Below are 26,073 nucleotides of genomic sequence, written 5' to 3'. Positions count from 1 at the left end.
ACTCCTCTCTGGTCAACAAAACCCCGTCCTTGTGTCGGGGTTTTTCTTTTTCTACCCTGTGCGTACTTCATAGCCAAAGCTTATCTTTCCCGCTACAGTTACTTTTCCACGGCGAGCAGGAGATAAACATGCTTTATATCTTTGACTTAGGAAATGTAATCGTCGATATCGATTTTAATCGGGTGCTGGGCGCATGGAGCGATTTTAGCCGTGTCCCACTGGCGACATTGAAGCAGAGTTTCGTGATGAGCGAGACCTTCCATCAACACGAACGCGGCGAAATCAGCGATGAAGAGTTCGCCGAACGTTTCTGCCATGAACTGGATCTGCCGTTAAGCTACGAGCAGTTTTCTCACGGCTGGCAGGCGGTATTTGTGGCGATACGTCCGGAAGTTACGAACATCATGCACAAACTGCGAGAGCAGGGACATCGTGTGGTGGTGTTGTCAAATACCAACCGTCTGCACACCACATTCTGGCCTGAGGAGTACCCTGAAGTTAAGGCAGCGGCAGATAAGATTTATCTTTCGCAGGAAATGGGGATGCGTAAACCTGAGGCACGAATTTATCAGGCTGTTCTTCAGGCAGAAGGATTTACCGCGGCCGATGCGGTCTTTTTCGACGACAACGCCGATAATATAGAGGGAGCTAACCAGTTGGGTATTACGTCAATTCTGGTGACCGGAAAAGAGACGATACCAAACTACTTTGCGAAGCAGTTATGCTAAAAACCGTTCATCAAAAAGCCACGCATCATACTCGTCCACTGAGAGCCTGGCTAAAACTGCTCTGGCATCGCATTGATGAGGACAACATGACCACACTGGCGGGTAATCTCGCGTACGTGTCGTTGCTCTCATTAGTGCCGCTGGTGGCGGTTATCTTTGCGCTTTTTTCCGCTTTTCCAATGTTTGCAGACGTGAGTCTGCAGCTTCGCCATTTTGTCTTCGCGAATTTTATTCCTGCAACCGGGGATGTCATCCAGAACTACATTGAGCAGTTCGTTGCCAACTCCAACAAGATGACAGCAGTGGGGGCATGCGGTCTTATCGTCACTGCGCTGCTGTTGATGTACGCCATTGATAACGCGCTGAACACCATCTGGCGGAGTAAAAAGGCACGACCAAAGGTGTACTCCTTTGCCGTGTACTGGATGATCCTGACGCTGGGTCCGTTGCTGGCCGGGGCGAGTCTGGCAATCAGTTCTTATCTTCTTTCATTACGCTGGGCGAGTGATTTAAACGGCGTAATTGATAATGTGCTTCGCATCTTCCCGCTGATCCTGTCGTGGCTCTCATTCTGGCTGCTCTATAGCGTTGTGCCGACCACGCGCGTGCCTAACCGTGATGCCGTTGTTGGCGCGCTGGTGGCCGCGGTGCTGTTTGAACTGGGTAAAAAAGGATTCGCCCTCTACATCACCATGTTTCCGTCCTATCAGCTGATTTACGGCGTGCTGGCGGTGATCCCGATTTTGTTTGTCTGGGTCTACTGGACCTGGTGTATCGTCTTGCTTGGTGCCGAAATAACTGTCACTCTCGGTGTCTATCGCGAACTCAAAAAAGCAGCAGCAGCTGAAAAACAACAAGAAGCAGACCAACCATGATTGCATTGATACAGCGCGTAACCCGTGCCAGCGTCACCGTGGAGGGAGAGGTGACGGGTGAAATTGGCCCAGGACTTTTGGTGTTGTTAGGTGTCGAAAAGGATGATGACGAACAAAAAGCCAACCGCTTGTGCGAGCGTGTGTTGGGCTACCGTATTTTCAGCGATGCGGAAGGTAAGATGAACCTTAACGTTCAGCAGGCGGGCGGCAGCGTGCTGGTGGTTTCCCAGTTCACGCTGGCGGCGGATACCGAGCGCGGCATGCGTCCGAGTTTTTCTAAAGGCGCCGCACCTGATCGTGCTGAAGAACTTTATGAGTATTTTGTTGAGCGCTGTCGCCAGCAGGAAATGAATACGCAAACCGGACGATTCGCTGCGGATATGCAGGTTTCGCTGGTGAACGATGGCCCCGTCACATTCTGGCTCCAGGTATGAGCCAACTGGCGGCGTGGCCGCGGGTAACAAGAGAGAGTACAGCTATGTATCACCTTCGAGTACCGCAAACGGAAGAAGAGTTAGAAGCCTATTACCAGTTCCGCTGGGAAATGCTGCGCAAGCCATTACATCAGCCAAAAGGATCTGAACGCGACGCCTGGGACGCGATGGCCCACCATCAGATGGTGATGGATGAAGAGGGCAACCTCGTCGCCGTCGGGCGTTTGTATATCAACGCCGATAACGAAGCGTCTATTCGCTTTATGGCGGTTCATCCCTCCGTGCAGGACAAAGGCCTGGGGACGCTGATGGCGATGACCCTGGAATCTGTCGCCCGTCAGGAAGGCGTTAAGCGCGTCACCTGTAGTGCCCGCGAAGATGCCGTGGAGTTCTTCGCCAAACTCGGTTTTGTTAATCAGGGGGAAATCACAACCCCGCAAACCACACCCATTCGTCACTTTTTGATGATTAAACCCATCGCCACGCTGGATGATATTCTGCATCGTGCCGACTGGTGCGGGCAGCTACAGCAAGCCTGGTATCAGCACATCCCGCTGAGTGAAAAAATGGGTGTCCGTATACAGCAGTACACCGGGCAAAAATTCATCACCACGATGCCGGAAATCGGCAATCAAAACCCGCACCACACCCTGTTTGCCGGAAGTCTGTTCTCGTTGGCCACATTGACCGGCTGGGGGCTTATCTGGCTGATGCTGCGTGAGCGCCATCTGGGGGGGACGATCATTCTTGCCGACGCCCATATCCGTTATAGCGCACCGATCAGCGGTAAACCGAGCGCCGTGGCCGATCTGGGTTCACTGGGGGGCGACCTCGACCGCCTGGCCCGAGGTCGCAAAGCCCGCGTACAAATGCAGGTTGAACTATTTGGTGACAAAACATCTGGCGCGGTGTTTGAAGGCACCTATATTGTTCTTCCGGCGAAGCCATTCGGCGCGTATGAAGAAGGTGGGAACGAAGAGGAATAATCCCTTCGTTGTTATCGCCTGGCTGAGCTAATCCGCCAGGCGATGTCCCGTATAACGTCTCGTGCTGACTGGCTGATGCCACCGAGTTGAAAGAAGCCATGGATAACACCCAGCCAGCGCTGAGCGGTACATGTCACCCCCTGCTCAGTCAGATGCTGGAACAACATTTCTCCCTCATCACATAGGGGATCATATTCAGCCGTAACAATGTGCACAGGCGGAAGGCCGTGAAAATCATCGCGCCATAGGGGGCTCGCTTCCGGATGCTGAAGGTCAGTCTCTGCGAGATACATTTCATATCCGCTGAGCAGGGTATCGCGGGTAATGACGTAATCCTGACCATTAAGGGTGTAGCTTTCAAAACTGGCTGTGGCGTCGAGCATGGGATAGATAAGAATGAGCTGAGCAGGGTTCCAGAGACCTTTGGTCTTGACCCTCAGAGCCGTCACCAGCGCCAGATGCCCCCCTGCGCTGTCTCCGCAAAGGGTGATCCGGTTTTTATCCACACCCAGTTTGTCTGCATTCTGCCAGACAAGCTCTGCAGCGCGTTCTGCGTCGTCATGTGCTGCGGGAAATTGATGCTCGGGTGCCAGTCTGTACTGAACCGCAATCACCCGGCAGTTACCGTAAAATGCCAGCTGGCGGAGCTGATTATCATGCGTATCAAACCCACCGCTGATAAAGCACCCGCCATGATAGTAGATGGCTGCAGGCAATAATTCAGACGCATTGAGAGGTGAAAACACCCGGATGGTAATTCCATCAAGGACAAGCGTCTCCACCTGAACGTGCGTTTCTATCTTCCCGGCAAGCCCCGTGCTGGCAACATACCCTGCTCGTCGTACCTCAATGGTCTGTCGACGCGACGATGGCCGACCTGCAGCGATAAATCCCTGAACCAGCTGCGCAATACCCTTTTCCAGTGCCATGAAAATGCCCTTTAACTGTATGGATATACAGCTTTATAGCCTGGTTTAATTCAAAAGAAAACAAGAATATTGTCGAGGATAAAAATCTGGAAAGCGGTGTGTATTGCTGTCGAGCTGTAGGCCGGGCAAGCTGATGTCGCCCGGCACGGTTACGGGAGATTATTCCCCTTCACCCGGGAACAGGAACGGGTTGATCGAGCTCCGGGCAAAGCCCTCTTGCTCCATCTTTGCGTCCAGAATCAGCGAGGCGAGATCGTCGGCCACCGCTTCGACTTTCGGGTCTTTTTCCTGATACAGAATCTTCAGGTAAGTGCCGCAGTCACCGCAGCTTTCGGCTTTCACTGCCGCGTCTTCATTTTCCAGCGACCAGTAGTTGAGATCGCGGGTCTGTTCACAGTTGCTGCACTTTACGCGCACCACATGCCATTCAGTTTCACACAGGTTGCAGTGCAGGTAGCGCAGCCCCTGAGCAGTACCAATTTGCACCATACTGGAGACTGGCATAGAGCCGCATACCGGGCAAAACTGGCGTGCTTCGCCATATTCTGCACGGGCTTTACCGGGGATCAGGCTCGCCATTTGCGCCCAGTACAGTGACAGCGCAGCCCAGATGAATGGGGCTTTATCACTGCTGACCAGCGTAAAATCGGAAGCAAACAGCGCACTCGCCATCTCTTCCAGCTCCTGATCGGAAGCTTTTTCCAGGTTTTCGATAACGGCCAGCGCGGTGCCGCTCATCTCTGGCTTCAGCTCGGCAATCAGCGAATGCAGCAGCTTGTGCCAATGTTTATCGCGCGGCAGCACGTGAATATCCAGCGGTGGTTTGCCTTGCTCACTGGCTTCTTTGATGCGCGCAGTCAGGTCCATTTGCAGAGGGTGGTCGTACAGCACCACTTCCTGCGCGTGAGCAATCAGCGCGGCGAAGCGCAGAAAATCGCCCAGCGGGTTGTTCTCTGCCAGCTCGCGCAGACGCTCTGCGCGGCGGTTGTAGAGGTTCTTGAGTCTGGGGAATAACAACGGCGGAATATATTCCGCCGTGCGTTTCTCGCTCGACCCCAGCTCATCTTGCGGGATTATGCGAATACTCATTCAGATGACTTTTCCTGTTTCTGGCGGACCTCACGGTACCAGCGCGGGTGATGTTTCTTTGCCCACGTACTGGTTACCCATCCTTCCACCATCGCGGTAATGGTGCCTTTCACCCAAAGGGCGGCGTAGATATGCACCATGATAACCACAATTAACGCCACTGCGGCAAATGAATGCAGCATCAGCGCGAATCGGATCACCGGGATTGAGAAAGCAGGCGCAAAGTACGGACGCCAGATGATCACGCCGCTGACCAGCAACAGGACCAGGAAGATAATCGCCGCCCAGAATACGCATTTCTGGCCGAAGTTATAACGCCCGGTATCACCCACTTCCTCGTTGACGACAATCTTACGAATATTCTTCGCCCAAAAGATATCATCCCGATTGATTAGGTTATGGTGCCAGTAGCGGAAGAACATGATGATGAACGACGCGAACATGATGACGCCAACAAACGGGTGCAGTATACGCGCCAGTTGTGGTGTCCCCATGATCTGCATCAGCCAGTTGAAGGACGGGAAGAAGAACCCCAGCCCGCTTATCGCCGCCAGCATGAAGCAGAAGGCGGTGACCCAATGGTTGATACGTTCCGGTGCGGTATAGCGCACGATGGTGTCACGTTTTCTCATTTGCGCACCTCGTCTTTCTCTTCATGCAGGTTGTCATCTTCCTCTTCCGCGCGGTTCGGGCCGACACCGACGTAGTGGAAAATGCTCGCTGCGAAGGTAGCAGCAAAACCAACCGCTGCCAGTGGTTTCCAGATGCCTTTCCAGAACTTCACGGTGGCGCTGATTTCCGGGTTTTCCGGCAGGCCGTGATACAGATTCGGCTTGTCGGCGTGGTGCAGTACGTACATCACGTGAGTACCGCCAACCCCGGCCGGATCGTACAGGCCTGCGTTGTCGTAACCACGGGTTTTCAGCTCGCCTACGCGCTCTGCCGCCAGCGTTTTCATATCCTCTTTCGAACCAAAGTGGATAGCACCGGTCGGGCAGGTCTTCACGCAAGCCGGCTCCTGGCCGACATTTACACGGTCAACACACAGCGTACATTTGTAGACGCGGTTGTCTTCCGGGTTTAGTCGCGGCACGTTGAACGGACAGCCGGCAATGCAATAGCCGCAGCCAATGCACTGCTCGGACTGGAAGTCGACGATGCCGTTGGCATACTGAATGATAGCCCCTTCTGACGGGCACGCCTTCAGACAGCCCGGATCCGCGCAGTGCATACAGCCGTCTTTGCGGATAAGCCATTCCAGTTTGTCGTTCTGCTCCACTTCAGAGAAGCGCATCACCGTCCAGGACTTGGCGGTCAGGTCCGCCGGGTTGTCATAGACCCCGACGTTGTGACCCACTTCGTCACGGATGTCGTTCCACTCTGAACAGGCCACCTGGCAGGCTTTACAGCCGATACAGGTGGTCACGTCGATAAGCTTCGCCACTTCCTGCTGGTGGTCCCGCGCCTGAGGCGCGGGCGTGAAACCGTTAGTCGCGGAACGACGGATAATGTCCTGAGATTGATAAGCCATAAGTCGTCTCCGTTACACCTTTTCCACGTTCACGAGGAAGGCCTTAAACTCCGGCGTCTGCGTGTTCGCATCGCCGACGAATGGCGTCAGAGTGTTCGCAATGAACCCTTTCTTCGCCACGCCCTCATAACCCCAGTGAATTGGAATACCGATGGTATCCACCTGCTGACCGTGAACGTTGAGCGTGCGAATACGCTTGGTCACCACCGCCTTGGCTTTGATATAGCCACGGTTAGAGGAGACTTTCACGGTATCGCCATGGGCAATGCCGAGCTTGTTCGCCAGTTTTTCACCGATCTCCACAAACTGTTCCGGTTGCGCGATGGCGTTAAGCAGCGCGTGCTTGGTCCAGTAGTGGAAATGCTCGGTCAGACGGTAAGTGGTGCCCACGTACGGGAACTTGTCCTTTTTACCCAGCGCTTCAAAATCACCCTTGAAGATACGGGCTGCCGGGTTAGAGACCACGTTCGGGTGCAGCGGGTTGGTGCCCAGCGGCGTCTCAAACGGCTCGTAGTGTTCCGGGAACGGCCCTTCCGCCATCTTATCGATAGCAAACAGACGTCCCATCCCTTCAGGCTGCATAATAAACGGCCCGACATCGCTGCCTGGTGCAGCAGTGCTGTAGTCCGGAATATCTACACCGCCCCATTTCGCACCGTCCCACTTCAGAAGCTGACGCTTCGGATCCCACGGGTTACCCTGCGGGTCAGCGGAGGCGCGGTTATAGAGGATGCGGCGGTTGAGCGGCCATGCCCATGCCCAGCCCAGCGTATTGCCAAGGCCCGATGGGTCGGCGTTGTCGCGGTTGGCCATCTGGTTGCCTTTCGGCGTCCAGCTACCGGCAAAGATCCAGCAGCCGCTTGAGGTGGTGCCGTCATCACGCAGATGCGCGAAGGTGCTCAGCTGCTCACCTTTCTTCGCCAGCACGGTACCGGTGGCCGGGTCGATAACATCCGCCAGCGCTTTACCGTTGCTCTCCATTGCTACTTCTTCCGGCGCTGGGTTTTCCGGCGTCGAATAGTTCCAGCTCATGTTCAGCACCGGTTCCGGGTTCGCGCCGCCTTCTGCCGCATACATCTTACGCAGGCGTAAGAAGATACCGGCCAGGATCTCGCCGTCGTTCATGGCGATGCCCGGGGCGTCCGCACCTTTCCAGTGCCACTGCAACCAGCGCCCAGAGTTGACGATAGAACCGTTCTCTTCCGCGAAGCAAGTCGATGGCAGACGGAACACTTCGGTCTGAATCTTCGATGGATCGACATCGTTCGATTCACCGTGGTTCTGCCAGAAGGTCGAGGTCTCGGTATTGAGCGGGTCAATCGTCACCAGGAATTTCAGTTTCGACAGTGACTCAACAACCTTGTTCTTGTTCGGGAACGAGGCAACCGGGTTAAAGCCCTGGCACAGATAGCCGTTCACTTTGCCCTGGTGCATCATCTCGAAATACTGCAGAACGTCGTAACCTTTGTCCCACTTCGGCAGCCAGTCAAAGCCCCAGCTGTTTTCCGCCGTCGCTTTGTCGCCGAAGAACGCTTTCATCATGGAGACGAAGAACTTCGGATAGTTGCCCCAGTAGTTCACCTGGCCTTCCAGCAGCGGTTTAGGTGTGCTGGCCGTCAGGTAGGTTTGCAGGTCAGGCTGTTTCTCGCTTGGCAGACTCATATAGCCTGGCAGGCTTTGAGACAGGAGACCGAGGTCGGTCAGACCCTGAATGTTGGAGTGGCCGCGCAGGGCGTTCACGCCGCCGCCTGCCATCCCCATGTTACCGAGCAGCAGCTGAACCATCGCCATGGTACGGATGTTCTGCGCACCGATAGAGTGTTGCGTCCAGCCGAGGGCATACAGGAACGACGCGGTTTTATCTTTCGCGCTGGTTTCGGCGATCAACTCGCAGACCTTCAGGAAGTCTGCTTTCGGCGTACCGCAGATGTTTTCGACAACGTCCGGCGTATAGCGGGAAACGTGCTCTTTCAGCAGGTTCCATACGCAGCGCGGATGTTGCAGTGTGGTGTCGCGTTTCGCAAAGCCTTTCTCATCCAGCTCGTAGTTCCAGCTGGTTTTGTCGTATTTGCGTTTTTCGGCGTCATAACCGCTGAACAGGCCATCTTCGAAGTGATAATCCTCACGCACGATCAGGCTGGCGTTGGTATAGGCTTCGGTGTATTCGCGGTTATATTTTTCGTTGGTCATCAGGTACAGCAATACGCCTGACAGGAAAGTGATGTCAGTACCTGAACGAATAGGGGTGTAGAAATCCGCCACTGACGCAGTACGCGTAAAGCGGGGATCGATAACAATCAGTTTCGCACCGTTGTGGATTTTGGCTTCCATCGCCCAGCGGAACCCGACAGGGTGCGCTTCAGCGGCGTTACCGCCCATCACAACAATGAGGTTGGCGTTCTTGATGTCGACCCAGTGGTTGGTCATCGCACCGCGACCAAATGTTGGAGCAAGACTTGCTACCGTTGGTCCGTGTCAGACACGCGCCTGGTTGTCGACCGCGAGCATACCGAGTGCACGCGTAAATTTCTGGGTTAAATAACCGGTTTCGTTGCTGGAAGCAGAGGCACACAGCATCCCGGTGGAGAGCCAGCGGTTGACCGTGACGCCGTCGGCGTTCTTCTCAACAAAGTTGGCATCGCGGTCTTCTTTAATATGTTTTGCGATGCGGTCAAACGCTTCTTCCCAGCTAATTTGCTGCCATTTGTCGGAGCCAGGCGCGCGATATTCAGGGAATTTGAGGCGGCTTTCGGAGTGGATAAAGTCCACCAGACCGGCCCCTTTCGGGCACAACGCGCCGCGGTTGACCGGATGATCCGGGTCGCCTTCGATATGGAAAATAGACGCTTTGGCGTTTTTAGCACCGTCGCCGAGGCTATACATTAACAGCCCGCAACCGACAGAGCAGTATGTACAGGTATTACGGGTTTCACGGGTCCGCAGCAGTTTGTACTGCCGCGTTTCCGCCAGCGCTACGCCGGGCGCAAAGCCCAGTGCCGCTGCCGTGGTGCCTGCCATACCGCCAGCGCAGATCTTAAAGAACTGCCTTCTGCTGACCTGCATGGGTCACTCCTTGTTTCGACATTGCTTATATATGGTGTTTTGACTTCGCGGCTAAAGAATGACCGCAAAGGAGAAAAATTTGCGTTAATCCCTCAATTCCACGAGGGATATCATAAGAATACCACAATGTCGGTATGCCTGTTCTCATGGCGTTAAAACAAAGTGAACGTATTATCACCTTGCTGATTATAAAGTGTGATATTGATCACGTTAACAGCACGACATGTTAAAGCCGTGTAGCGGGTGTCGGGTTGCACCCCTCCGAATTGAGTAGGAGAATGGTTGTTGAAAAGTTGATCCATACTATGCGTAAGACCTGCAGTTTATGTTGCAATAGCAGGCTCACCTTCGTGGTTGTTCAGGAATACCGCTGTGTCTAAACAAAACCGTGCTCCTCACTCGTCGTCATTGCCTGCGGGCATTGTGGAATTGTCGGTGCACAGGCCGCCCCACATTACTCACGCCACGCCCGATTTTCTGGCCGAGGAAGTTCCCGTTGCCCTGGTTTACAACGGTATTTCGCATGTGGTGATGATGGCCTCTCCGAAAGATCTCGAGCTTTTTGCCATTGGTTTTTCTCTTTCGGAGGGAATTATTGAGCACCCGCAGGAGATCTACGGCATGGACGTGGTTCAGGCCTGCAACGGCCTGGAAGTGCAAATTGAACTCTCGAGCCGCCGTTTTATGGGGCTGAAAGAGCGTCGACGTGCGCTGGCAGGGCGCACCGGTTGCGGTGTCTGCGGCGTTGAGCAACTCAACGATATTGGTAAACCCGTTACGCCTCTGCCGTTTACTCAGACCTTTAATCTGGCGCATCTCGACCATGCGCTTGAACACCTCAACGACGTTCAGCCGATAGGTCAACTGAGCGGTTGTACACACGCCGCAGCCTGGGTGCTGCCATCAGGTGAAATTGCCGGTGGGCATGAGGATGTGGGTCGCCACGTGGCGCTGGATAAGCTGCTCGGTCGCCGTGCGCGTGAAAACGACATCTGGCAGCAAGGTGCTGCGCTGGTGTCCAGTCGAGCCAGCTACGAGATGGTGCAGAAATCCGCGATGTGTGGCGTTGAAATTTTGTTTGCCGTGTCGGCGGCGACCACGCTGGCGGTGGAAGTGGCCGAGCGCTGTAACCTGACGCTGGTAGGGTTCTGCAAGCCGGGAAGAGCGACGATTTATACGCATCCTCAGCGCTTAATTGTTAATCAGTAATTTTGAATGATATTAGCAAATCCTTCCGCTTTTAGTTGTTGGTGATGAGGTCTAGTATTTATCTCATCAAGGCACAACGCCTTATCTAAACAACTTAACGAAAGGGTTTAAATCATGAAAAACATCAAAACTTTTGTCGCTGTAATCGCTCTGGCTACTTCTTTCGGTTCTTTCGCAGCACAGACTGTGACCGCAACTGCCTCTACCATTGACGGCGCAGAAGCGAAAATCGCTGCACAGGCTCAGGAAGCAGGCGCGTCATCTTACAAAATTACCCAGGCATTCTCCGGTAATCGTGTACACATGACGGCTGAACTGAACAAATAATCTCGCTTTACCGTCGAAAGAGCGCCCCCGGGGCGCTTTTTTATTGGATCCCCGCCAGGCGCAGTAGCGCCGTTACCACCGCCGCCGCAACGATCACCACAATTAACGGCATTTTACGCCAGGCCAGAAATACGGCAAACGATACGCCCAGCACGCGCGCCATATCCGCAAAATGTTCCCCTTCATAAAAGGTTGTCGCCAGCGCCACGGAAAAGAGTAAAACCGTTGCCGCGTCAGAAAGCAGCGACTGTGAACGCTCCGACAGTGCCAGCCTGCTGCCGAGCTTTGCACCACCCAGACGCATCAGATATGTCCCTGCCGATAAGATGGCGATCCCCAGGATAAAGAATGTCATGTTTCCCATTATTTTTTCCTCGCCGCCAGGCCCAGTAAAGACAGCAGAACCGGCAAACCGACCGGAGCAAACGGTACGGCAGCCAGTGACAACACTGCGCCGCTACAGGCACGGATCAGCGTGGTACGGTTTTTAAATGCGGGAACCACTAAGGCCAGTAATATGGCCGGGAACACCGCATCCAGCCCGATGGTTTCTGGATCTGGCAGAAGTTTACCGACCATGGCACCCAGCAGGGCTCCCAGCGGCCAGATAATCGCCACACCTAAACCACATAACCAGTAAGCGGCTTTACGCTGTTCGGGTGTTTTTTGCGACAGGCCAAACACCACGCTTTCATCGTTCATGATGTGACAGCCCAAAAAACTCAAACCACGTTTGCCGACCAGTTCACGTACCGTGACGCCAAACGGCACATGGCGGGCGTTCACCAGCAACCCGGCAGCCGCAGCCGCCAGAGGGTTACCCCCGCTCGCGACAATGCCGATAAACATAAATTCGGACGCGCCCGCGAGTACGGTAATGGAAAGCACAAACGGTACCCAAACAGGAAAACCGTAGGCTATCGCCAGCGAGCCGTATGACATCCCGACCACACCAACGGCGAGACAAACCAGGATGATTGCTTTTATCGTGTCGCCTTTCAGGCAAGAGAAATGATGCTTCATACAATTTTAGCCATATCGAACGTGTATCCATTATAATGAACGCAACAAAACAGTTTTTCAAGGCGAACGATTCGTTCGATTTATAGAACAAGAGGCCGTTATATGACGCAGCCAATTAGCGTAATCGCCAAAAGTCTGGTGCGAGAACGCCAGCGAACCGGACTTTCACTGGCGGAAATTGCCCGCCGTGCCGGGATCGCTAAATCCACGTTGTCCCAGCTGGAGTCTGGCAATGGCAACCCTAGCCTGGAAACGCTGTGGTCGCTTTGCGTGGCGCTGGATATTCCTTTCGCCCGTTTACTGGAACCACAACAGCCGACCACGCAGGTGATTCGCCGCGGTGAAGGGACCAAAGTGGTCGCCGGGCAGGCTAACTATGAAGCCATTTTACTGGCGGCGTGTCCACCGGGTGCGCGCCGCGATGTTTACCTTCTGATGACTCAACCGGGTGCAGACCGACTCTCTCAGCCGCATCCACCGGGCTCGGTAGAGCATATTATCGTGACCCAGGGGCGGGCACTGGTCGGCCTGATTGACGCGGCGGAAGAGCTGAATGCGGGGGATTACATCTGCTATCCCGCCGATCGTCCGCACATCTTTAAAGCTCTGGAGCCAGACACGTATGCGCTGCTGGTGGCGGAACAGAATTAAACCGCCGGGCAATTTTGTGTTAACTCAATGATAGAAATAACAATTTCTCCATTTTCTAAAAGCAAATAACCTTATAAAAATTACGGCATTGATAATCATTTTCAATATCATTTAATTAACTATAATGAACCAACTGCTTACGCGGCATTAACAGCTGTGCCGCCCGATAATAATGGAGAGGATTATGAGTTATACACTGCCATCCCTGCCGTATGCCTACGACGCACTGGAACCGCATTTCGACAAGCAGACGATGGAAATCCATCATACTAAACACCACCAGACCTATGTGAACAACGCGAATGCGGCGCTGGAAAGCCTGCCAGAGTTCGCTAACCTGTCTGCTGAAGAGCTGATCACCAAACTGGATCAACTGCCAGCGGACAAGAAAACCGTACTGCGTAACAACGCAGGTGGTCATGCGAACCACAGCCTGTTCTGGAAAGGCCTGAAAACCGGTACCACCCTGCAGGGTGATCTGAAAGCGGCGATCGAGCGCGACTTCGGTTCAGTTGACAACTTCAAAGCGGAATTCGAAAAAGCGGCTGCAACGCGTTTTGGTTCTGGCTGGGCGTGGCTGGTACTGAAAGGTGACAAACTGGCGGTAGTTTCAACGGCTAACCAGGATTCCCCTCTGATGGGTGAAGCAATTTCTGGTGCATCCGGTTTCCCAATCGTGGGTCTGGACGTATGGGAACATGCTTACTACCTGAAATTCCAGAACCGTCGCCCGGACTACATCAAAGCATTCTGGGACGTTGTTAACTGGGACGAAGCCGCTGCACGTTTTGCTGCTAAAAAATAATCCCTGATATCGGCATCACCGGTTAATTCATAAATGAAGCCTGGTTAATTTCACCAGGCTTTTTCAATTGTTCCCTCTCAGCGCATCAGATTATTTTTACTTAAATTCTAATTAAGAAAATATCAGCACCTGAGGTTTATCTGTATGAATATAATTTGACCTGAAAAATATTCTGGCTGACAGTTGCTAACGCTTTTGTTCCCACCCTTTTCAGGTCAATGTCCATGCATGTTAATAAAAAGCTAACAATATGTTTGCAGGTTTTTTTTTACCTGCACTTCACGTTTTGTAATGCATTCTTGTTCTCGTTTCCCGCGCATGCTGAAACAAATCGGAACGTAGAAATCAATACAAAAAGTGGTGAAAATAATACTGTAAAAGTAAAAGATACGCCATCAGATACCCGCGATAGCGATAAAGATATAGCCGGGGTGCTTTCTGGTGCTGGCTCATTATTAAGTCAGGATAATAAAAGCGACGCTATTATAAATTCATTGATTAATAGCGGTTCAAGTAAAGCTACTAATGAAATTCAACAGTGGTTGCAGCAATTTGGCACGGCCAGAGTCAATATTGGTCTTGATCAGAACTTTTCGCTTGAGAGTGCGAACCTGGATCTGCTGCTCCCGCTGTATGATGATAAAGGTGCCAATTTATTATTCACGCAACTGGGTGGGCGACGCGAAGACGATCGTAACATCTTTAACGCCGGCCTTGGCTATCGCTACTTTGCTGATAGCTGGATGTGGGGGGTGAACGCCTTCTATGACCAGCAAGTATCCGGCAATACGCACCAGCGAATGGGTGTCGGTGGCGAATTAGGTTGGGACTACTTGAAACTCAGTGCCAACGGTTATAAACGCCTTTCCGGGTGGAAAACATCTTCAACACATCAGGATTACGAAGAGCGCGTCGCAGATGGCTATGATGTGCGTACAGAGGGGTATTTACCCGTTTATCCTCAACTCGGCGCAAAACTGGTCTGGGAACAATATTATGGCGATGATGTTGCCTTGTTTGGTGACGACGATGATGACCGCCAAAAAAATCCTTATGCTGTTACTGCTGGAATTAACTTTACCCCATTCCCCCTTATTTCATTTGGTCTTAACCAAAAAATGGGTAAGGGTGATCACAATGATACACAGGTTGAATTTAATGTTAACTGGATGCCGGGTGTACCCATTGCAACACAGCTAGACTCCGAAAAAGTCAAAGAGCGCCGTACATTACTTGGCAGTCGAATGGATCTGGTTAATCGTAACAATAACATTGTGCTGGAATACCGTAAGCAGGATCTTATTTCGCTCTCGCTTCCTGAGCGTATTGAAGGCGTTGAATCGAAAACAGTGCCTGTTACTGTGAACATTAAGACGAAATACCCTGTCGATCATATTGTCTGGCAAGACGAAAATCTGGTTAAAAATGGCGGAAAAATTAGCGAGAAAAATGGCGCCTGGTTTGTTGTATTGCCGCATTATGAGCAAAACGGTGCTGAGAAAAATATGTATGTGGTCGCCGCAACGGCTTATGACAATCGAGGAAATAAATCTGATACCGCGCATATGACCGTGGCGGTGAATGGATTTGACGTCACTCAGGTCACTTCTGATACCACTTCCGAAAATACGCATTTGCCAGCCGATGGCGTGAGTACCACACAAGTCATGGTGACGATAACATCCGGTGGCGGGCAGAAAATTACGGGGCTTGCCAGCCATCTGAGCAGCCAGTTGCTCCGTGTGTCTGCACGGAAAAAAACCGTGGGTACCGACCTGGTTAGCGAGAAAATGACGGCGTTCCGGGAACAGTCCGCAGGGGTGTATGTGAGTACATTCACCAGCGGAAGTGTTCCGGGGGATGTGACAATCCAGCCGTTGTACGATACGACGAAGCTGAATAAAACCGTGGTCACCCTTGATGCAACAGACGACTCTCAACACTTTGACCATCTGGAGGCGTCAAAAAATACGGCACTGGCGAACGGTCAGGATGCGATTATGCTGACGGCGCATGTGGTTAATGCGGCGAATGAACCGGTACAAGGTGCGAAGGTTAAATGGCAGGGGGATAACTCGCATGCCGTTTTCTCTGCTGCGCAAAGCACCAGCGATGCGCAAGGTAATGCGACGGTATCAGTCACCAGTCACGATGTACTCAGTCTGACGGTTAACGCGCAACTGGAAAATGGTCAATCGATGACGGGCCCTGCGCTGCAATTTACCGCTGATGCCGATTCCGCCGTCGTGACGCATCTTGAAGCGAATAAGACCGTCGCCAAAGCGGATAATCAGGATACGATCACACTTACCGCAGTGGTGACTGATGACAGTCAGCATCCGCTGGTTAATCAGCCTGTGCAATGGGCGATAGACTCTGCAGATACGTCGGTACATCTCGCGGATAAACAGAGCAACACCAATGAACAAGGGGTGGCGACGATCTCGATCGCCTCGGCTAAAGCCGGGCAGGGAATTGTTTCCGCCACTGCCGGCAATAGCGAGAGCGTCACCTCTGACAAACTCACCTTTGTTGCCGATAGCGAAAGCGCAACCCTTGGAACTATCACGGCCAGTAAAACCAGTGCGCTGGCGAACGGGCAGGATACGATCTCACTTGAAGTTAAAGTGGAAGATGCCAACAAAAACCCGGTGAAGGGTGCAAAAGTCGATTGGTCTACGGGCAGCGCGACCGCCCACCTTTCCGGGACATCTACTGAAACTAACGCTCTCGGGATAGCGACCATTGAAGTCACTTCAGCAAACATTGAAACGCTTGAAGTGACGGCGACGATGGGCGGACAAACACAGACATCTCCTGCACTTAATTTTACCGTGGATAGCACAACGGCAGTGGTCAAAACGCTGAATGTTGATAAATCTCAGGCGACAGCGAATAACAATGATCGTATTACGCTGACGGCGGAAGTTGTCGATGCTAACGATCATCCGGTTCCTGCATCAACGTTGCAGTGGTCCATTGTTCAGGGGCAAGGCACATTGAGCGCATCACAGAATGCGACAAATGAGTCAGGTATGGGGTCAGTGACACTCACCGCCACGCAGCAGGGAACCGTTATCGTATCGGTGAATACTGCGACGGGAACTGCGGTAAATTCACCTGAATTGGTGTTTGTAGCCGATACGGCCACTGGCAAGGTTTCGCAGGTGACCACGGATAAAACACTCGCGATGGCCGATGGCAAAGACAAAGTGACTTATACCGCAACCGTGACGGATGCGAATGGCAATCCGCTTCAGGGAATGGATGTAAACTGGAGCGTCACACCTTCTTCCGCGAAACTGTCTTTAGCAACGTCACAGACAGGTGCAGACGGCACTGCGTCAGTGAGTGTGACGACGCTGAAAGCCGGGGACGTCAGCCTTACCGCGCAGGCTGGAACAGGAGCCGCCTGGAATGCGCCGGTGGTGACATTCACTGCCGATAGCACGACAGCGCAGATTGGCGAACTGTCGGCGAGCAAAGCGACCGCGCTGGCTAACGGCGTGGACAGCATCACGTTCACTGGCGTGGTAACGGATAAAAACGGTAATCCAGTAAGCGGCGAGACGGCGGCCTGGTCGGTTGTACCCGCGACAGGTGTGCTTTCCTCAACAACGAGTGAATCTGATGCTCAGGGAAATGTATCGGTTACCCTGAAATCAAACCAGGTCGCGGATTATCGTGTGAAAGTGACTGTTAATGGGCATGAAGAAACATCTGACAGCGTGTCGTTTACGATCGATTCTTCTACGGCAGCGATCCGTTCACTGGTTGCAGATAAAACCAGCGATATCAGCGCAGGAAGCGAGCAAGTAACATTAACGGCAACGGTTATGGATGATTACAATCATCCCGTCGCAAATGCTCCGGTAGTGTGGTCTGGTGATAACGCGAGTGGCGTATTCAGTGAAGCCAACACAACGACAGATAGTGAGGGTAAAACGTCCGTTACCTACAGCAGCACACTGGCAACATCGACAATAGTGATGGCTAAGAGCAGTAATAATAGCGAAAAAACAGTGCAACTCACTATTGTTCCCGATCTTCAGAGCGCAATACCCGTAACGGTTGTGGCAGATAAATCCAGCGCTGCAGCCAATGGCGCGGATAAAATCGCATTAACTGCAACAGTAAAAGATCGGTACGGTAACGCGGTCAGTCAGGCCAATGTGGGATGGCAGGTAACGCCTCCGGGGAATTATCAGTTATCCGCTGCGGAGCAGGTGACTGATGATGCTGGTAAGTCAAACGTTATGCTGTCGAGCTCGGATGTTGTCGCCTGCAAAGCGATTGCAACATTCAATGGTGTGAATAAACCCTCTGCGACATTGCGTTATGTTGCCGATGCTGCGACAGAGAAAGTGTCTCAGATTACCTCCAGCAAAATGGCGGATGTGGTGGCTGGCAAAGATGTCATTACGCTTCAGGCCACAGTGGTGGATGAGGGAAACCACCCGGTTAACAATGCCGTCGTGCATTGGGGGTCGGATAACGATAGCGGTGAATTCCAGCCTGCCGATAGCAGTACGACGAATAGCGAAGGTATTGCCGAAATTACATTTACGGCGACAAAAGCACAACCAACGGTCATTGGCGCGGGGATTAACCATACGCAGCAAACGTTGACGGTCAACTACATCGGTAACGCAGATACGGCGACGTTATCTGCCATCAAAGCCGATAAGTCGAAAGCTGTGGCGGATAACGCAGAGCGCGTAACCTGGTCGGCGACGGTGAAAGACGTCAATGGCAACCTTCTGTCTGGTGTAACGGTGAACTGGCGCAGTAACGAAGCCGCCATGACGTTATCAGGCGACAGTAGCGTGACGGATGCGAACGGTGTTGCAACGGTAAGTGGCACGACGACAAAAGCGGGCGATGTTGTGTTGACGGCAACGCTGGCGGCAGGTGGTCAGTCGCTTACAGCAGCTAAAGTCAGTTTTATCGGCGATGTGAAAACGGCGGAACTTGTGTCGTTAAACGTGGATAAATCGGTCATTCTCAGTAACGGCGTGGATTCAGCAACGTACACTGTTGAGGTCAAAGATGCCAACCAGAACCTTGTTCCGGATGCGGCGATAAACTGGCAATCCACGCTCAACACGCTGTCATCGGCCAGCACTAAAACGGATGCCTCCGGTATCGCGACCGTTAAGCTTTCGGGTCATGATATCGGGATGGTAACGGTAACGGCTTCCATTAATAACTCGACGTTGTCTAACGCTAACGTGAAGTTTATTAACACTATTGAAGATACCTGGGTTATTAACTCAGATTCATCAAATTATTCTTCAGCAAAGATCAGTGGGTTCCCGTCATTAGGTTTTGTTACGGTTGATCCAACAAATGGGCCGACTCAGTTGGAATGGGCGCCCAGCGGATATTCCGACGTTTCCACACCAGTTATGTTGACTGACGAAAGTGGGCAGCAGTATATGGTGAATTTGAAAGGGTACAGAGAGTCTGATTGTTCTCTGCGACCATTGAACGCAGCGGTAGGGTGCGGTGGTGGCAGTGGCATGCGCGCTAAATTTACTTATGCCCGTACAGACAATGCAGACTTACCAGCCGGACATTACACCGGGTTGGTTCACTTCCTGGGTAAAGACTGGCATACCAGTTATGCATTTGAGTACAAGTTAACGCTGGATCTTACCGTGAACTAACCGCTAAAAAACTTGCGAAAGGAATAAGGAAAAGCGAGTCTGATGACTCGCTTTTTTGTATCTGCAAAAAGGAGCAGCAATGCATTATCCGGTGAATGTATTTACAGGCAAGGTCAGGGAGTACGACGGCAGCCGCCCGAGTGCCATCGCCAAAGTGCAGGTCGACGGTGAGCTGACGTTAACCGAGCTTGGGCTTGCGGGTGACGAGCAGGCCGAGAAGAAAATCCACGGTGGGCCCGATCGGGCGCTATGCCACTATCCGCGCGAGCACTATCAATACTGGATAGCCGAATTCCCCGAGCAGGCGGACCTCTTTGTCGCGCCAGCCTTTGGCGAGAACCTCTCCACCGAAGGGCTGACGGAGAGGAATGTTTTCATCGGCGATATCTTCCGCTGGGGCGACGCCCTGATTCAGGTGACGCAGCCGCGCTCACCGTGCTTCAAACTTAACTACCATTTTGGCATCAGCGATATGTCTGCCCAACTGCAGACGGCAGGCAAAACCGGCTGGCTGTACCGCGTAGTGCTGGCCGGGCAAGTCTCTGCGGACGCGCCGCTGGAACTGGCATCACGTCTGAGCGATGTCTCAGTATATGACGCCTGCGCGATAGCCTGGCATATGCCGTTTGATGACGACCAGTATCATCGCCTTCTGTCGGCGGCAGGGTTATCAACCAGCTGGACAAGAACGATGCAAAAACGGCGTATTAGTGGGGAGATCGAGGATAATTCGCGGAGATTGTGGGGGAAATAGCGGTTTCTGCAAAAACGAGAGCCTCCGCCTGAATCAAGAGGACAGCACCTTTCTGGCGCTGTCCTCGCTAATCATGAACTTGATACCTGGCCCACAAAAATAGCGTCAGCTTGCCGAAAAAACTTGAGAATTTTCTCCGCTCAAATATTGTGTCTTCAAATTGGTTTAAACCAGATTGCGAGACATGAAAGAAAAAAACAATGTTGATCTCCTGAGAGACCGCTTCGAAAGTTGGCTAGCGGCTAATGATTTTCCGCCGGGCTCCAGACTTCCCTCCGAGCGCGAATTGTGCGAATTGCTGGATGCGAAACGCATGACCTTAAGGCAGGTTTTAATTGAGCTTGAGGTTGCGGCACGTATTTTCCGCAAGAACCGCAGCGGGTGGTTCATCTCTCCCCGGCGATTCATCTACAACCCAAAATCGCTCTCCAGTTTTAATGCGGAGGCGCGTGCGCAGGGGCGAAAACCTTCCTGGGGTTATTTGACCAAAGATGTTGTTGATACCGTACCTCGTCACATTGAGAAAGCTTTTTCGTCTTCCAGGGCTCCCTACCTGATTACCGGCTGGTGCGGACTGGACGATCATAAAGTTTTTTACCATGAGTCCTGGATTGATGCCGAAGCCGCCCCGGAGTTTATGGTGAAGCTGGAAAACCACGCTTTTTCTAAAGTCTGGGAAGAGCAGTTTGGGCTTGCCTTAACCATCAAAGAGATGATTTTCAAACCCGTCAATATGCCTGAGCTTGCCTGCAAAGAGCTGGGAGTAGCACCCAATACGTACGGTATTTTGGTAGAGAAGCATCGTGCTACCTCTGAAAAGAAAGTGGTTCAGGTTGATCTGGAGTACTGGAGACTTGAATCCGTCGAACTGGTTATTCGTGATGAGTGAGAAAAATTATGGAAAAAGTTATCAGAGAAAAACTGGCTGAGCGTGCAAAAAATATTCGTCTTTATTTGCACGCCTATGCCTTTCATTTAAACATGCGCTACGAGAGAGTTCTTCCTGAAGATTTACTGGATATTGCATATCAGAATCATTTATCGGGTGTGAAAGTGCATGTTGAAGACGGTGAATCCTTTTCACTGAGAAATATGCGACCAGAGCAGTTGAGTTCTTTTAAAAAGAAAGCCGAGCAATACGGACTGGATATTCATATTGAAACCAGCGCGTCAGATAAAAAGACCCTGGATGAGGCTATTGCTATTGCGCAGGCCACAGGTGCTACCTCTGTCAGATTTTATCCACGTTATGAAGGGCGTTTAAATTCAGTACTGAAAAAAATCGCCCAGGATATTGCTTATCTGGCGCAGTTTGATAATAGCGGTATCCAGTTTACGATTGAACAGCATGAAGATCTCAAAGGACATGAACTGGTTACACTGGTAAAAAACAGTGGTATGAAAAACCTCTCAATACTCTTTGATTTTGGCAATATGATCAATGCTAATGAAGAGCCAATGGCTGCGTTACGGACTATGTCGCCTTACATTACTCAGGTTCATATCAAGGATGCCAGAGTGATAAAAGAGGGTAAAGGATGGGCGCATGAAGCCTGCCGTACAGGGCTCGGCGATCTCCCTGTAGAGATGATGTTGCGTGAACTTTTACTGTTGGGTGAAGACCAGGCCCAGGTTACTTCTTTTGGACTTGAAGAAGAGGTTGATTATTACGCGCCAGCATTTCGTTTTGATGATGAAGGAGATAACCCTTGGATACCGTGGCGTGACGCAAGTTTTACGCCACTTCCTGATAATGAACTGGTTGATGCTCGTCTGGCACAGGAAAAAGAGTATGCTATTTCTCAAATTGAATTTATTCGTAATTTGTGCGCTAAATTTATAAATATAAAACAACCTGCTTAATTAATTTAACAGTGACTTACGGCTTCCTTTTTCAGGGATGGCCTGGATTTTTATATATTACAGAACGGTTTTCTCTCAAAATTGCAGTGAGGGTGTCGAATATGTTCATGAATAAATGGGCTCGTCTGTGCTTTTTGGTGTTAGGTGGTGGGGCGATATTTAAGCTTTCCAGCATGAAGGATGTCTTTTATGTCCCAATGCAAAGTGACTGGGTCTGACAAATACACAAATAGGGCTCAGTTTTACGGTATATACGATTGTGCAAACCACGGGGCTTTTCCTCTCTTTATATATTGCCGACCGCTATTCTAAGAAGATCCTTCTGCCCTTCGGGTTAATTGGTGTGGGGTTGTGTGGTCTCTATTTATCCACGTTGCCGTCTTTCACTGGCTATCTTATTTGCTTTGCGGCGATGGCCTTCTTTGCTGATGTCGTTTACTGGCCGGTGTTATTAAAAGCTGTACGCCTGTTAGGGACACAAGAAGAACAGGGGCGGTTGTTCGGGCTTCTGGAGGCAGGGCGTGGTGTGGTGGACGTTATTGTGGCTTCTGGCGCTCTGTTTGTCTTTGTGCACTTTGGCGAAGGGAAAGCGGGGATGCAGGCTGGTTTGCTCTACTACACGGTCATCACCCTGATTGCCGGTGTTATCACCTACTTCATCGTTGATGATGACCATGTCAAAAACGCTAAAGGAAGCAGCGCAAACATTGAAACCCTGAAAGGTATTAAGCATGTTCTGACCTGCCCGAACGTCTGGTTAGCATCATTTGGCATCTTCTTTGTGTATGCGGCTTACTGCGGTTTAACCTATTTCATCCCGTTCCTGAAAGACATCTACATGCTTCCGGTTGCGCTGGTAGGGGCGTACGGGATCATTAACCAGTATGCCCTTAAAATGGTGGGTGGGCCGGTGGGTGGTTTCCTGGCAGATAAAGTGGCTAAGTCTCCCACGGTCTACCTGAAATGGACGTTCTTGATTTCTGCCGTTGCGATGATGTTGTTTATGCAACTCCCTCATCAGTCGATGAACGTTTACATCGGGATGGTTGCAACATTAGGGTTTGGCGCCATCATCTTCTCGCAGCGTGCCATATTCTTTGCCCCGATGGATGAAATTGGAACCCCACGGCAATATGCCGGTTCGGCAATGGCATTTGGTTGTATTATCGGCTATATGCCTGCGATGTTTGCGTACACACTCTACGGCTGGATTCTGGATAACTTTAAAGGGATCACCGGATACAACTATGTGTTCAGCGTGATGATTGCCTTTAGTCTTTCAGGATTTATTTGCTCGACATTGCTGGTGAAACGCATCAAAAAACAGAAAGTTATGTCGGTCAGTGAGGCGGCATAAGATCATGAAAAGCGTCCCCCGATGCAACATCGGGGGACGTGGGTCAGGAACGTTTATACAGTGGCAGCCACAGGGTTAACCGCAATCCGCCCAATGGGCTGTCGTCAGCTTTCACCCAACCGCGGTGCTGCTGCATGGCGGTTTCAACAATCGCCAGACCCAGCCCCGTGCCGCCAGATTCGCGGTCACGCGCCTCGTCGGTACGGTAGAACGGTCGGAAAATCTGCTCGCGGTCTTCCGGACTCACGCCAGGACCATCATCATCGACGATCACGGTGATCCCGTCTTTATCCACCGAGAAGGCGACCTCAATCTTCGTATGCGAGTAGCGCAGGGCGTTACGTACGATGTTTTCCAGCGCGCTTTCCAGCGTGTTAGGGTTACCGTACAGCGGCCATGGCCCCGGCGGGAAGTTGACGGTAAAGGATTTACCCATCTGTTCTGCTTCAAACGCCGCGTTGTCTAATACTTCATGCCACAGATGATTGGCTTTCACCGTCTCGCTGACCAGCGCGTTTTTCTGCTGATTGCGCGACATCACCAGCAGATCGTTGATCATGCTGTCCAGACGATGCGCTTCCGTTTCAATACGTTCCAGCTCTTTGCTCTCACCACTGCGACGACGGAGCAGGGCGGTACCAAGCTGTAGCCGTGTTAGCGGGGTACGCAGTTCGTGCGAGATATCCGAAAGCAGCCGTTGTTGCGCCGTCATCATACGCTCCAGCGCGCTCACCATCTGGTTGAAACTGGCGCCTGCGGCAAGGAACTCTTGTGGTCCGGATTCCAGCTCAGGATGCTGTCTCAGGTTGCCCTGCGCCACTTCATCGGCGGCATTTTTTAACTTACGCGCCGGTTTTGCCAGGCTCCACGCCAGCCATAACAGCAGCGGCGAGCTGACCAACATGGTGACAATCAGCAGCAGGAGCGGACGGTCAAACAGCAGATTGATAAAATCAGACTGGGAACTGCTCGCCGGTCGAATCAGGTAGAGCTGATAATTATCCTCCCCGTCCCTGACAGAAAAAGGCCCCACCATCTCAACGCGGCCATATTTCTTCTTCTGGGGGTGATCGGCGTTATCTGCCTGACCGATAAAGTTACGGATAATCTGCATTTCATTGCGATCGGCACCAATGACTCGGCCTTCACTGGTGACCAGCAGCAGGCGCTGCCCGGGTGGTGCCCACTTGTCGATAGCGCGAAACAGCCTGCGCCACCACATCAAATCGTTTGGCGGGTCATTTGCCAGCTCGGCTTCGACGTGCTGCTCGATCATCACGCCCTGACGTTGCTCGCTGTCGAGAAGCTCCGTCATCTGGCGTGAGTCGAGTTTTGGCAACATCAGTACGAGCATTAAAACCAGTGCCAGCGTCAGCCAGAAAATGGCGAAGATGCGGGCGGTTAAGCTTCCTATCATGAAGCGGAGACCATCAGATAACCGCGACCACGCAGGGTTTTAAACCATGGGTGACCGTCTTTACGCTCCGGCAGCTTACGGCGCAGGTTAGAGATGTGCATGTCGATGGCGCGGTCAAACGGCGTGAGACGCTTGCCCAGCACTTCCTGGCTCAGATGTTCACGCGATACCACCTGGCCAAGATGTTGCGCCAGCAGATAAAGCAGGGTGAACTCCGTGCCGGTCAATTCCAGCGCCTGGCCGTCGAAGCTGGCTTCCTGGCGGCCCGGGTTCAGGCTCAGGGAGTCCACTTCCAGCGTCGGCGAACTGTTGTCGGTATTCTGCTGCTGCTCGCTCCAGTGCGAACGACGCAGGATAGCGCGAATACGGGCGACCAGTTCACGGTCGTTGAACGGTTTCGGTAAATAGTCATCCGCACCCAGCTCAAGGCCTAGTACGCGGTCAAGTTCGCTGCCGCGTGCGGTCAGCATAATTACGGGTGTCTGGTGTGTCTGGCGAAGCTCTTTCAGCGTATCAATGCCGTTTTTCTTCGGCATCATGACGTCGAGCAAAAGTAAATCGATGCTGTCGTCAAGGAGACTCAGCGCCTGCTCGCCATCATGGGCAACCAGAACGTTGAAACCTTCCATGTCGAGCAACTCCTTTAAAAGGGATGTGAGCTCTCGGTCATCATCAACTAACAGGATTTTATTCATTGTTTAAATACCTCCGAGGCAGAAATTACGACATCAAGGCTGTCTAATCCATGACTTTACGTTGTTTTACACCCCCTGACGCATGTTTGCAGCCTGAATCGTAGACTGTCTCTCGTTGAATCGCGACACGAAAGATTTTGGGAGCAAGTGATGCGCAAAGTTACCGCTGCCGTCATGGCCTCAACGCTGGCGTTCAGTGCGTTTAGCCAGGCTGCTGTAGCTATCATCAGCGATAACGGTTCCTCACAAGAGGACACAACGCAGCACAGTAGCCAAAGCCATATGTTTGACGGCATAAGTTTAACCGAACATCAGCGTCAACAGATGCGAGATCTGATGCAGAGGGCAAGACATGACCAGCCCCCTGTTAATGTTAGCGAAATGGAGACAATGCATCGCCTTGTCACCGCAGAAAATTTTGACGAAAGCGCTGTACGCGCTCAGGCCGAGAAAATGGCACAGGAACAGGTTGCCCGCCAGGTAGAGATGGCGAAGGTCCGCAACCAAATGTTCCACCTGCTAACGCCCGAGCAGCAAGCGGTTTTGAACACCAAACATCAGCAGCGTATGGACCAGCTGCGTGAGGTTGCACGGATGCAGCGAAACTCGGAAACGACGTTTTTCAGTAGCAATAGCAGTACCCGTAGTAACCAGTAAACCCTGTTTTC

22 protein-coding genes and 1 pseudogene are annotated in these 26,073 nt (G+C 52.1%); 14 read left to right on the top strand and 9 right to left on the bottom strand.

What is annotated here, in order from left to right:
• Positions 1–128: 128 nt before the first annotated feature.
• Genes yihX through fabY form a run of 4 tightly spaced genes read left to right on the top strand, consistent with a single transcriptional unit; the run spans position 129 to position 3,023 of the window.
• Positions 129–728 carry a glucose-1-phosphatase gene (yihX, locus tag WB237_RS21695; RefSeq protein ID WP_028018147.1) on the top strand — a complete coding sequence of 200 codons (600 nt, stop codon included), beginning with the start codon at positions 129–131 and terminating at the stop codon, positions 726–728.
• Positions 722–1,603, top strand: a complete 882-nt coding sequence (locus WB237_RS21690) for a virulence factor BrkB family protein (protein ID WP_114980041.1) — start codon at positions 722–724, stop codon at positions 1,601–1,603. The genes yihX and WB237_RS21690 overlap by 7 nt, the downstream gene beginning before the upstream one ends.
• The gene (dtd, locus tag WB237_RS21685; RefSeq protein ID WP_047345532.1) at positions 1,600–2,037 is read left to right on the top strand and encodes a D-aminoacyl-tRNA deacylase; all 438 of its coding nucleotides are present in this window, start codon (positions 1,600–1,602) and stop codon (positions 2,035–2,037) included. Before WB237_RS21690 ends, dtd begins: the two co-directional genes overlap by 4 nt.
• A gap of 44 nt (positions 2,038–2,081) precedes the next feature.
• The gene (fabY, locus tag WB237_RS21680; RefSeq protein ID WP_028018144.1) at positions 2,082–3,023 is read left to right on the top strand and encodes a fatty acid biosynthesis protein FabY; all 942 of its coding nucleotides are present in this window, start codon (positions 2,082–2,084) and stop codon (positions 3,021–3,023) included.
• 11 nt (positions 3,024–3,034) lie between these two features.
• Here the strand turns inward: fabY and WB237_RS21675 are convergent, their stop codons facing one another.
• From WB237_RS21675 to fdnG, 5 genes are all read right to left on the bottom strand, one after another.
• Positions 3,035–3,952, bottom strand: coding sequence for an alpha/beta hydrolase (locus WB237_RS21675; protein WP_336216313.1), 918 nt, complete (start codon positions 3,950–3,952; stop codon positions 3,035–3,037).
• 159 nt (positions 3,953–4,111) lie between these two features.
• Positions 4,112–5,041 carry a formate dehydrogenase accessory protein FdhE gene (gene fdhE / locus WB237_RS21670; protein WP_336216309.1) on the bottom strand — a complete coding sequence of 310 codons (930 nt, stop codon included), beginning with the start codon at positions 5,039–5,041 and terminating at the stop codon, positions 4,112–4,114.
• Complete coding sequence (fdoI, locus tag WB237_RS21665; protein ID WP_008501832.1) at positions 5,038–5,673, bottom strand: formate dehydrogenase cytochrome b556 subunit; 636 nt, start codon at positions 5,671–5,673, stop codon at positions 5,038–5,040. Before fdoI ends, fdhE begins: the two co-directional genes overlap by 4 nt.
• Complete coding sequence (gene fdxH / locus WB237_RS21660) at positions 5,670–6,572, bottom strand: formate dehydrogenase subunit beta (RefSeq protein WP_028018139.1); 903 nt, start codon at positions 6,570–6,572, stop codon at positions 5,670–5,672. The genes fdoI and fdxH overlap by 4 nt, the downstream gene beginning before the upstream one ends.
• Before the next feature lie 12 nt (positions 6,573–6,584).
• Positions 6,585–9,635 (bottom strand): formate dehydrogenase-N subunit alpha, encoded by a 3,051-nt coding sequence (fdnG, locus tag WB237_RS21655; RefSeq protein WP_129324946.1) that lies wholly within the window; start codon positions 9,633–9,635, stop codon positions 6,585–6,587.
• A 372-nt stretch (positions 9,636–10,007) separates the two neighbouring features.
• Between fdnG and fdhD the strand changes: the two genes are divergently transcribed.
• Together fdhD and WB237_RS21645 are read left to right on the top strand one after the other, a co-directional pair.
• The gene (fdhD, locus tag WB237_RS21650; protein WP_336216305.1) at positions 10,008–10,844 is read left to right on the top strand and encodes a formate dehydrogenase accessory sulfurtransferase FdhD; all 837 of its coding nucleotides are present in this window, start codon (positions 10,008–10,010) and stop codon (positions 10,842–10,844) included.
• A gap of 114 nt (positions 10,845–10,958) precedes the next feature.
• On the top strand, positions 10,959–11,171 hold the full coding sequence (locus tag WB237_RS21645; RefSeq protein ID WP_128348430.1) for a DUF1471 domain-containing protein: 213 nt from the start codon (positions 10,959–10,961) through the stop codon (positions 11,169–11,171).
• Between the two features lie 40 nt (positions 11,172–11,211).
• Here the strand turns inward: WB237_RS21645 and WB237_RS21640 are convergent, their stop codons facing one another.
• Together WB237_RS21640 and WB237_RS21635 are read right to left on the bottom strand one after the other, a co-directional pair.
• On the bottom strand, positions 11,212–11,535 hold the full coding sequence (locus WB237_RS21640) for an AzlD domain-containing protein (protein ID WP_336216302.1): 324 nt from the start codon (positions 11,533–11,535) through the stop codon (positions 11,212–11,214).
• Entirely contained in the window at positions 11,535–12,194 is a 660-nt protein-coding gene (locus WB237_RS21635) for an AzlC family ABC transporter permease (protein ID WP_336216300.1), read from the bottom strand. The genes WB237_RS21640 and WB237_RS21635 overlap by 1 nt, the downstream gene beginning before the upstream one ends.
• A gap of 102 nt (positions 12,195–12,296) precedes the next feature.
• Here WB237_RS21635 and WB237_RS21630 point away from each other — a divergent pair, with 102 nt between their 5' ends.
• The 7 genes and pseudogenes from WB237_RS21630 to WB237_RS21600 all read left to right on the top strand — a co-directional run bounded on the left by WB237_RS21630 (position 12,297) and on the right by WB237_RS21600 (position 23,293).
• Positions 12,297–12,845, top strand: coding sequence for a helix-turn-helix domain-containing protein (locus tag WB237_RS21630; protein ID WP_049004916.1), 549 nt, complete (start codon positions 12,297–12,299; stop codon positions 12,843–12,845).
• A 184-nt stretch (positions 12,846–13,029) separates the two neighbouring features.
• Positions 13,030–13,650: a superoxide dismutase [Mn] gene (gene sodA, locus WB237_RS21625; protein WP_010436906.1), complete on the top strand. Its 621-nt coding sequence runs from the start codon at positions 13,030–13,032 to the stop codon at positions 13,648–13,650.
• 218 nt (positions 13,651–13,868) lie between these two features.
• On the top strand, positions 13,869–19,319 hold the full coding sequence (locus tag WB237_RS21620; RefSeq protein ID WP_336216295.1) for an Ig-like domain-containing protein: 5,451 nt from the start codon (positions 13,869–13,871) through the stop codon (positions 19,317–19,319).
• Positions 19,320–19,398: 79 nt separating this feature from the next.
• Positions 19,399–20,073: a 6-hydroxyaminopurine reductase gene (yiiM, locus tag WB237_RS21615; protein WP_028018131.1), complete on the top strand. Its 675-nt coding sequence runs from the start codon at positions 19,399–19,401 to the stop codon at positions 20,071–20,073.
• 184 nt (positions 20,074–20,257) lie between these two features.
• Complete coding sequence (locus WB237_RS21610) at positions 20,258–20,962, top strand: UTRA domain-containing protein (RefSeq protein ID WP_028018130.1); 705 nt, start codon at positions 20,258–20,260, stop codon at positions 20,960–20,962.
• An 8-nt stretch (positions 20,963–20,970) separates the two neighbouring features.
• Entirely contained in the window at positions 20,971–21,936 is a 966-nt protein-coding gene (locus WB237_RS21605) for a sugar phosphate isomerase/epimerase family protein (protein ID WP_336216291.1), read from the top strand.
• A gap of 107 nt (positions 21,937–22,043) precedes the next feature.
• A pseudogene (locus WB237_RS21600) lies at positions 22,044–23,293 on the top strand (MFS transporter).
• Positions 23,294–23,336: 43 nt separating this feature from the next.
• Here the strand turns inward: WB237_RS21600 and cpxA are convergent.
• Positions 23,337–24,710, bottom strand: a complete 1,374-nt coding sequence (gene cpxA / locus WB237_RS21595) for an envelope stress sensor histidine kinase CpxA (protein WP_028018127.1) — start codon at positions 24,708–24,710, stop codon at positions 23,337–23,339.
• Positions 24,707–25,405: an envelope stress response regulator transcription factor CpxR gene (gene cpxR, locus WB237_RS21590; protein WP_028018126.1), complete on the bottom strand. Its 699-nt coding sequence runs from the start codon at positions 25,403–25,405 to the stop codon at positions 24,707–24,709. The genes cpxA and cpxR overlap by 4 nt, the downstream gene beginning before the upstream one ends.
• Before the next feature lie 150 nt (positions 25,406–25,555).
• Here cpxR and cpxP point away from each other — a divergent pair, with 150 nt between their 5' ends.
• The gene (cpxP, locus tag WB237_RS21585; protein WP_114980026.1) at positions 25,556–26,062 is read left to right on the top strand and encodes a cell-envelope stress modulator CpxP; all 507 of its coding nucleotides are present in this window, start codon (positions 25,556–25,558) and stop codon (positions 26,060–26,062) included.
• Positions 26,063–26,073 lie beyond the last annotated feature (11 nt).

It is taken from the genome of Enterobacter sp. P82, from assembly GCF_037053385.1.
Lineage (GTDB): Bacteria > Pseudomonadota > Gammaproteobacteria > Enterobacterales > Enterobacteriaceae > Enterobacter.
Note: the sequence above shows the minus strand (reverse complement) of the source record. Positions and strands in the feature narration are given on the sequence as shown.

What these genes read in the sequence shown, in the direction of transcription:
- cpxA (WP_028018127.1), bottom strand. Translation starts at nt 24,710, where the DNA reads ATGATAGGAAGCTTAACCGCCCGCATCTTCGCCATTTTCTGGCTGACG.
- WB237_RS21645 (WP_128348430.1), top strand. Translation starts at nt 10,959, where the DNA reads ATGAAAAACATCAAAACTTTTGTCGCTGTAATCGCTCTGGCTACTTCT.
- WB237_RS21675 (WP_336216313.1), bottom strand. Translation starts at nt 3,952, where the DNA reads ATGGCACTGGAAAAGGGTATTGCGCAGCTGGTTCAGGGATTTATCGCT.
- fdxH (WP_028018139.1), bottom strand. Translation starts at nt 6,572, where the DNA reads ATGGCTTATCAATCTCAGGACATTATCCGTCGTTCCGCGACTAACGGT.
- cpxR (WP_028018126.1), bottom strand. Translation starts at nt 25,405, where the DNA reads ATGAATAAAATCCTGTTAGTTGATGATGACCGAGAGCTCACATCCCTT.
- WB237_RS21620 (WP_336216295.1), top strand. Translation starts at nt 13,869, where the DNA reads ATGTCCATGCATGTTAATAAAAAGCTAACAATATGTTTGCAGGTTTTT.
- WB237_RS21640 (WP_336216302.1), bottom strand. Translation starts at nt 11,535, where the DNA reads ATGGGAAACATGACATTCTTTATCCTGGGGATCGCCATCTTATCGGCA.
- WB237_RS21605 (WP_336216291.1), top strand. Translation starts at nt 20,971, where the DNA reads ATGGAAAAAGTTATCAGAGAAAAACTGGCTGAGCGTGCAAAAAATATT.
- WB237_RS21610 (WP_028018130.1), top strand. Translation starts at nt 20,258, where the DNA reads ATGAAAGAAAAAAACAATGTTGATCTCCTGAGAGACCGCTTCGAAAGT.
- fdhE (WP_336216309.1), bottom strand. Translation starts at nt 5,041, where the DNA reads ATGAGTATTCGCATAATCCCGCAAGATGAGCTGGGGTCGAGCGAGAAA.
- fdoI (WP_008501832.1), bottom strand. Translation starts at nt 5,673, where the DNA reads ATGAGAAAACGTGACACCATCGTGCGCTATACCGCACCGGAACGTATC.
- WB237_RS21690 (WP_114980041.1), top strand. Translation starts at nt 722, where the DNA reads ATGCTAAAAACCGTTCATCAAAAAGCCACGCATCATACTCGTCCACTG.
- dtd (WP_047345532.1), top strand. Translation starts at nt 1,600, where the DNA reads ATGATTGCATTGATACAGCGCGTAACCCGTGCCAGCGTCACCGTGGAG.
- fabY (WP_028018144.1), top strand. Translation starts at nt 2,082, where the DNA reads ATGTATCACCTTCGAGTACCGCAAACGGAAGAAGAGTTAGAAGCCTAT.
- cpxP (WP_114980026.1), top strand. Translation starts at nt 25,556, where the DNA reads ATGCGCAAAGTTACCGCTGCCGTCATGGCCTCAACGCTGGCGTTCAGT.
- sodA (WP_010436906.1), top strand. Translation starts at nt 13,030, where the DNA reads ATGAGTTATACACTGCCATCCCTGCCGTATGCCTACGACGCACTGGAA.
- WB237_RS21630 (WP_049004916.1), top strand. Translation starts at nt 12,297, where the DNA reads ATGACGCAGCCAATTAGCGTAATCGCCAAAAGTCTGGTGCGAGAACGC.
- yihX (WP_028018147.1), top strand. Translation starts at nt 129, where the DNA reads ATGCTTTATATCTTTGACTTAGGAAATGTAATCGTCGATATCGATTTT.
- WB237_RS21635 (WP_336216300.1), bottom strand. Translation starts at nt 12,194, where the DNA reads ATGAAGCATCATTTCTCTTGCCTGAAAGGCGACACGATAAAAGCAATC.
- yiiM (WP_028018131.1), top strand. Translation starts at nt 19,399, where the DNA reads ATGCATTATCCGGTGAATGTATTTACAGGCAAGGTCAGGGAGTACGAC.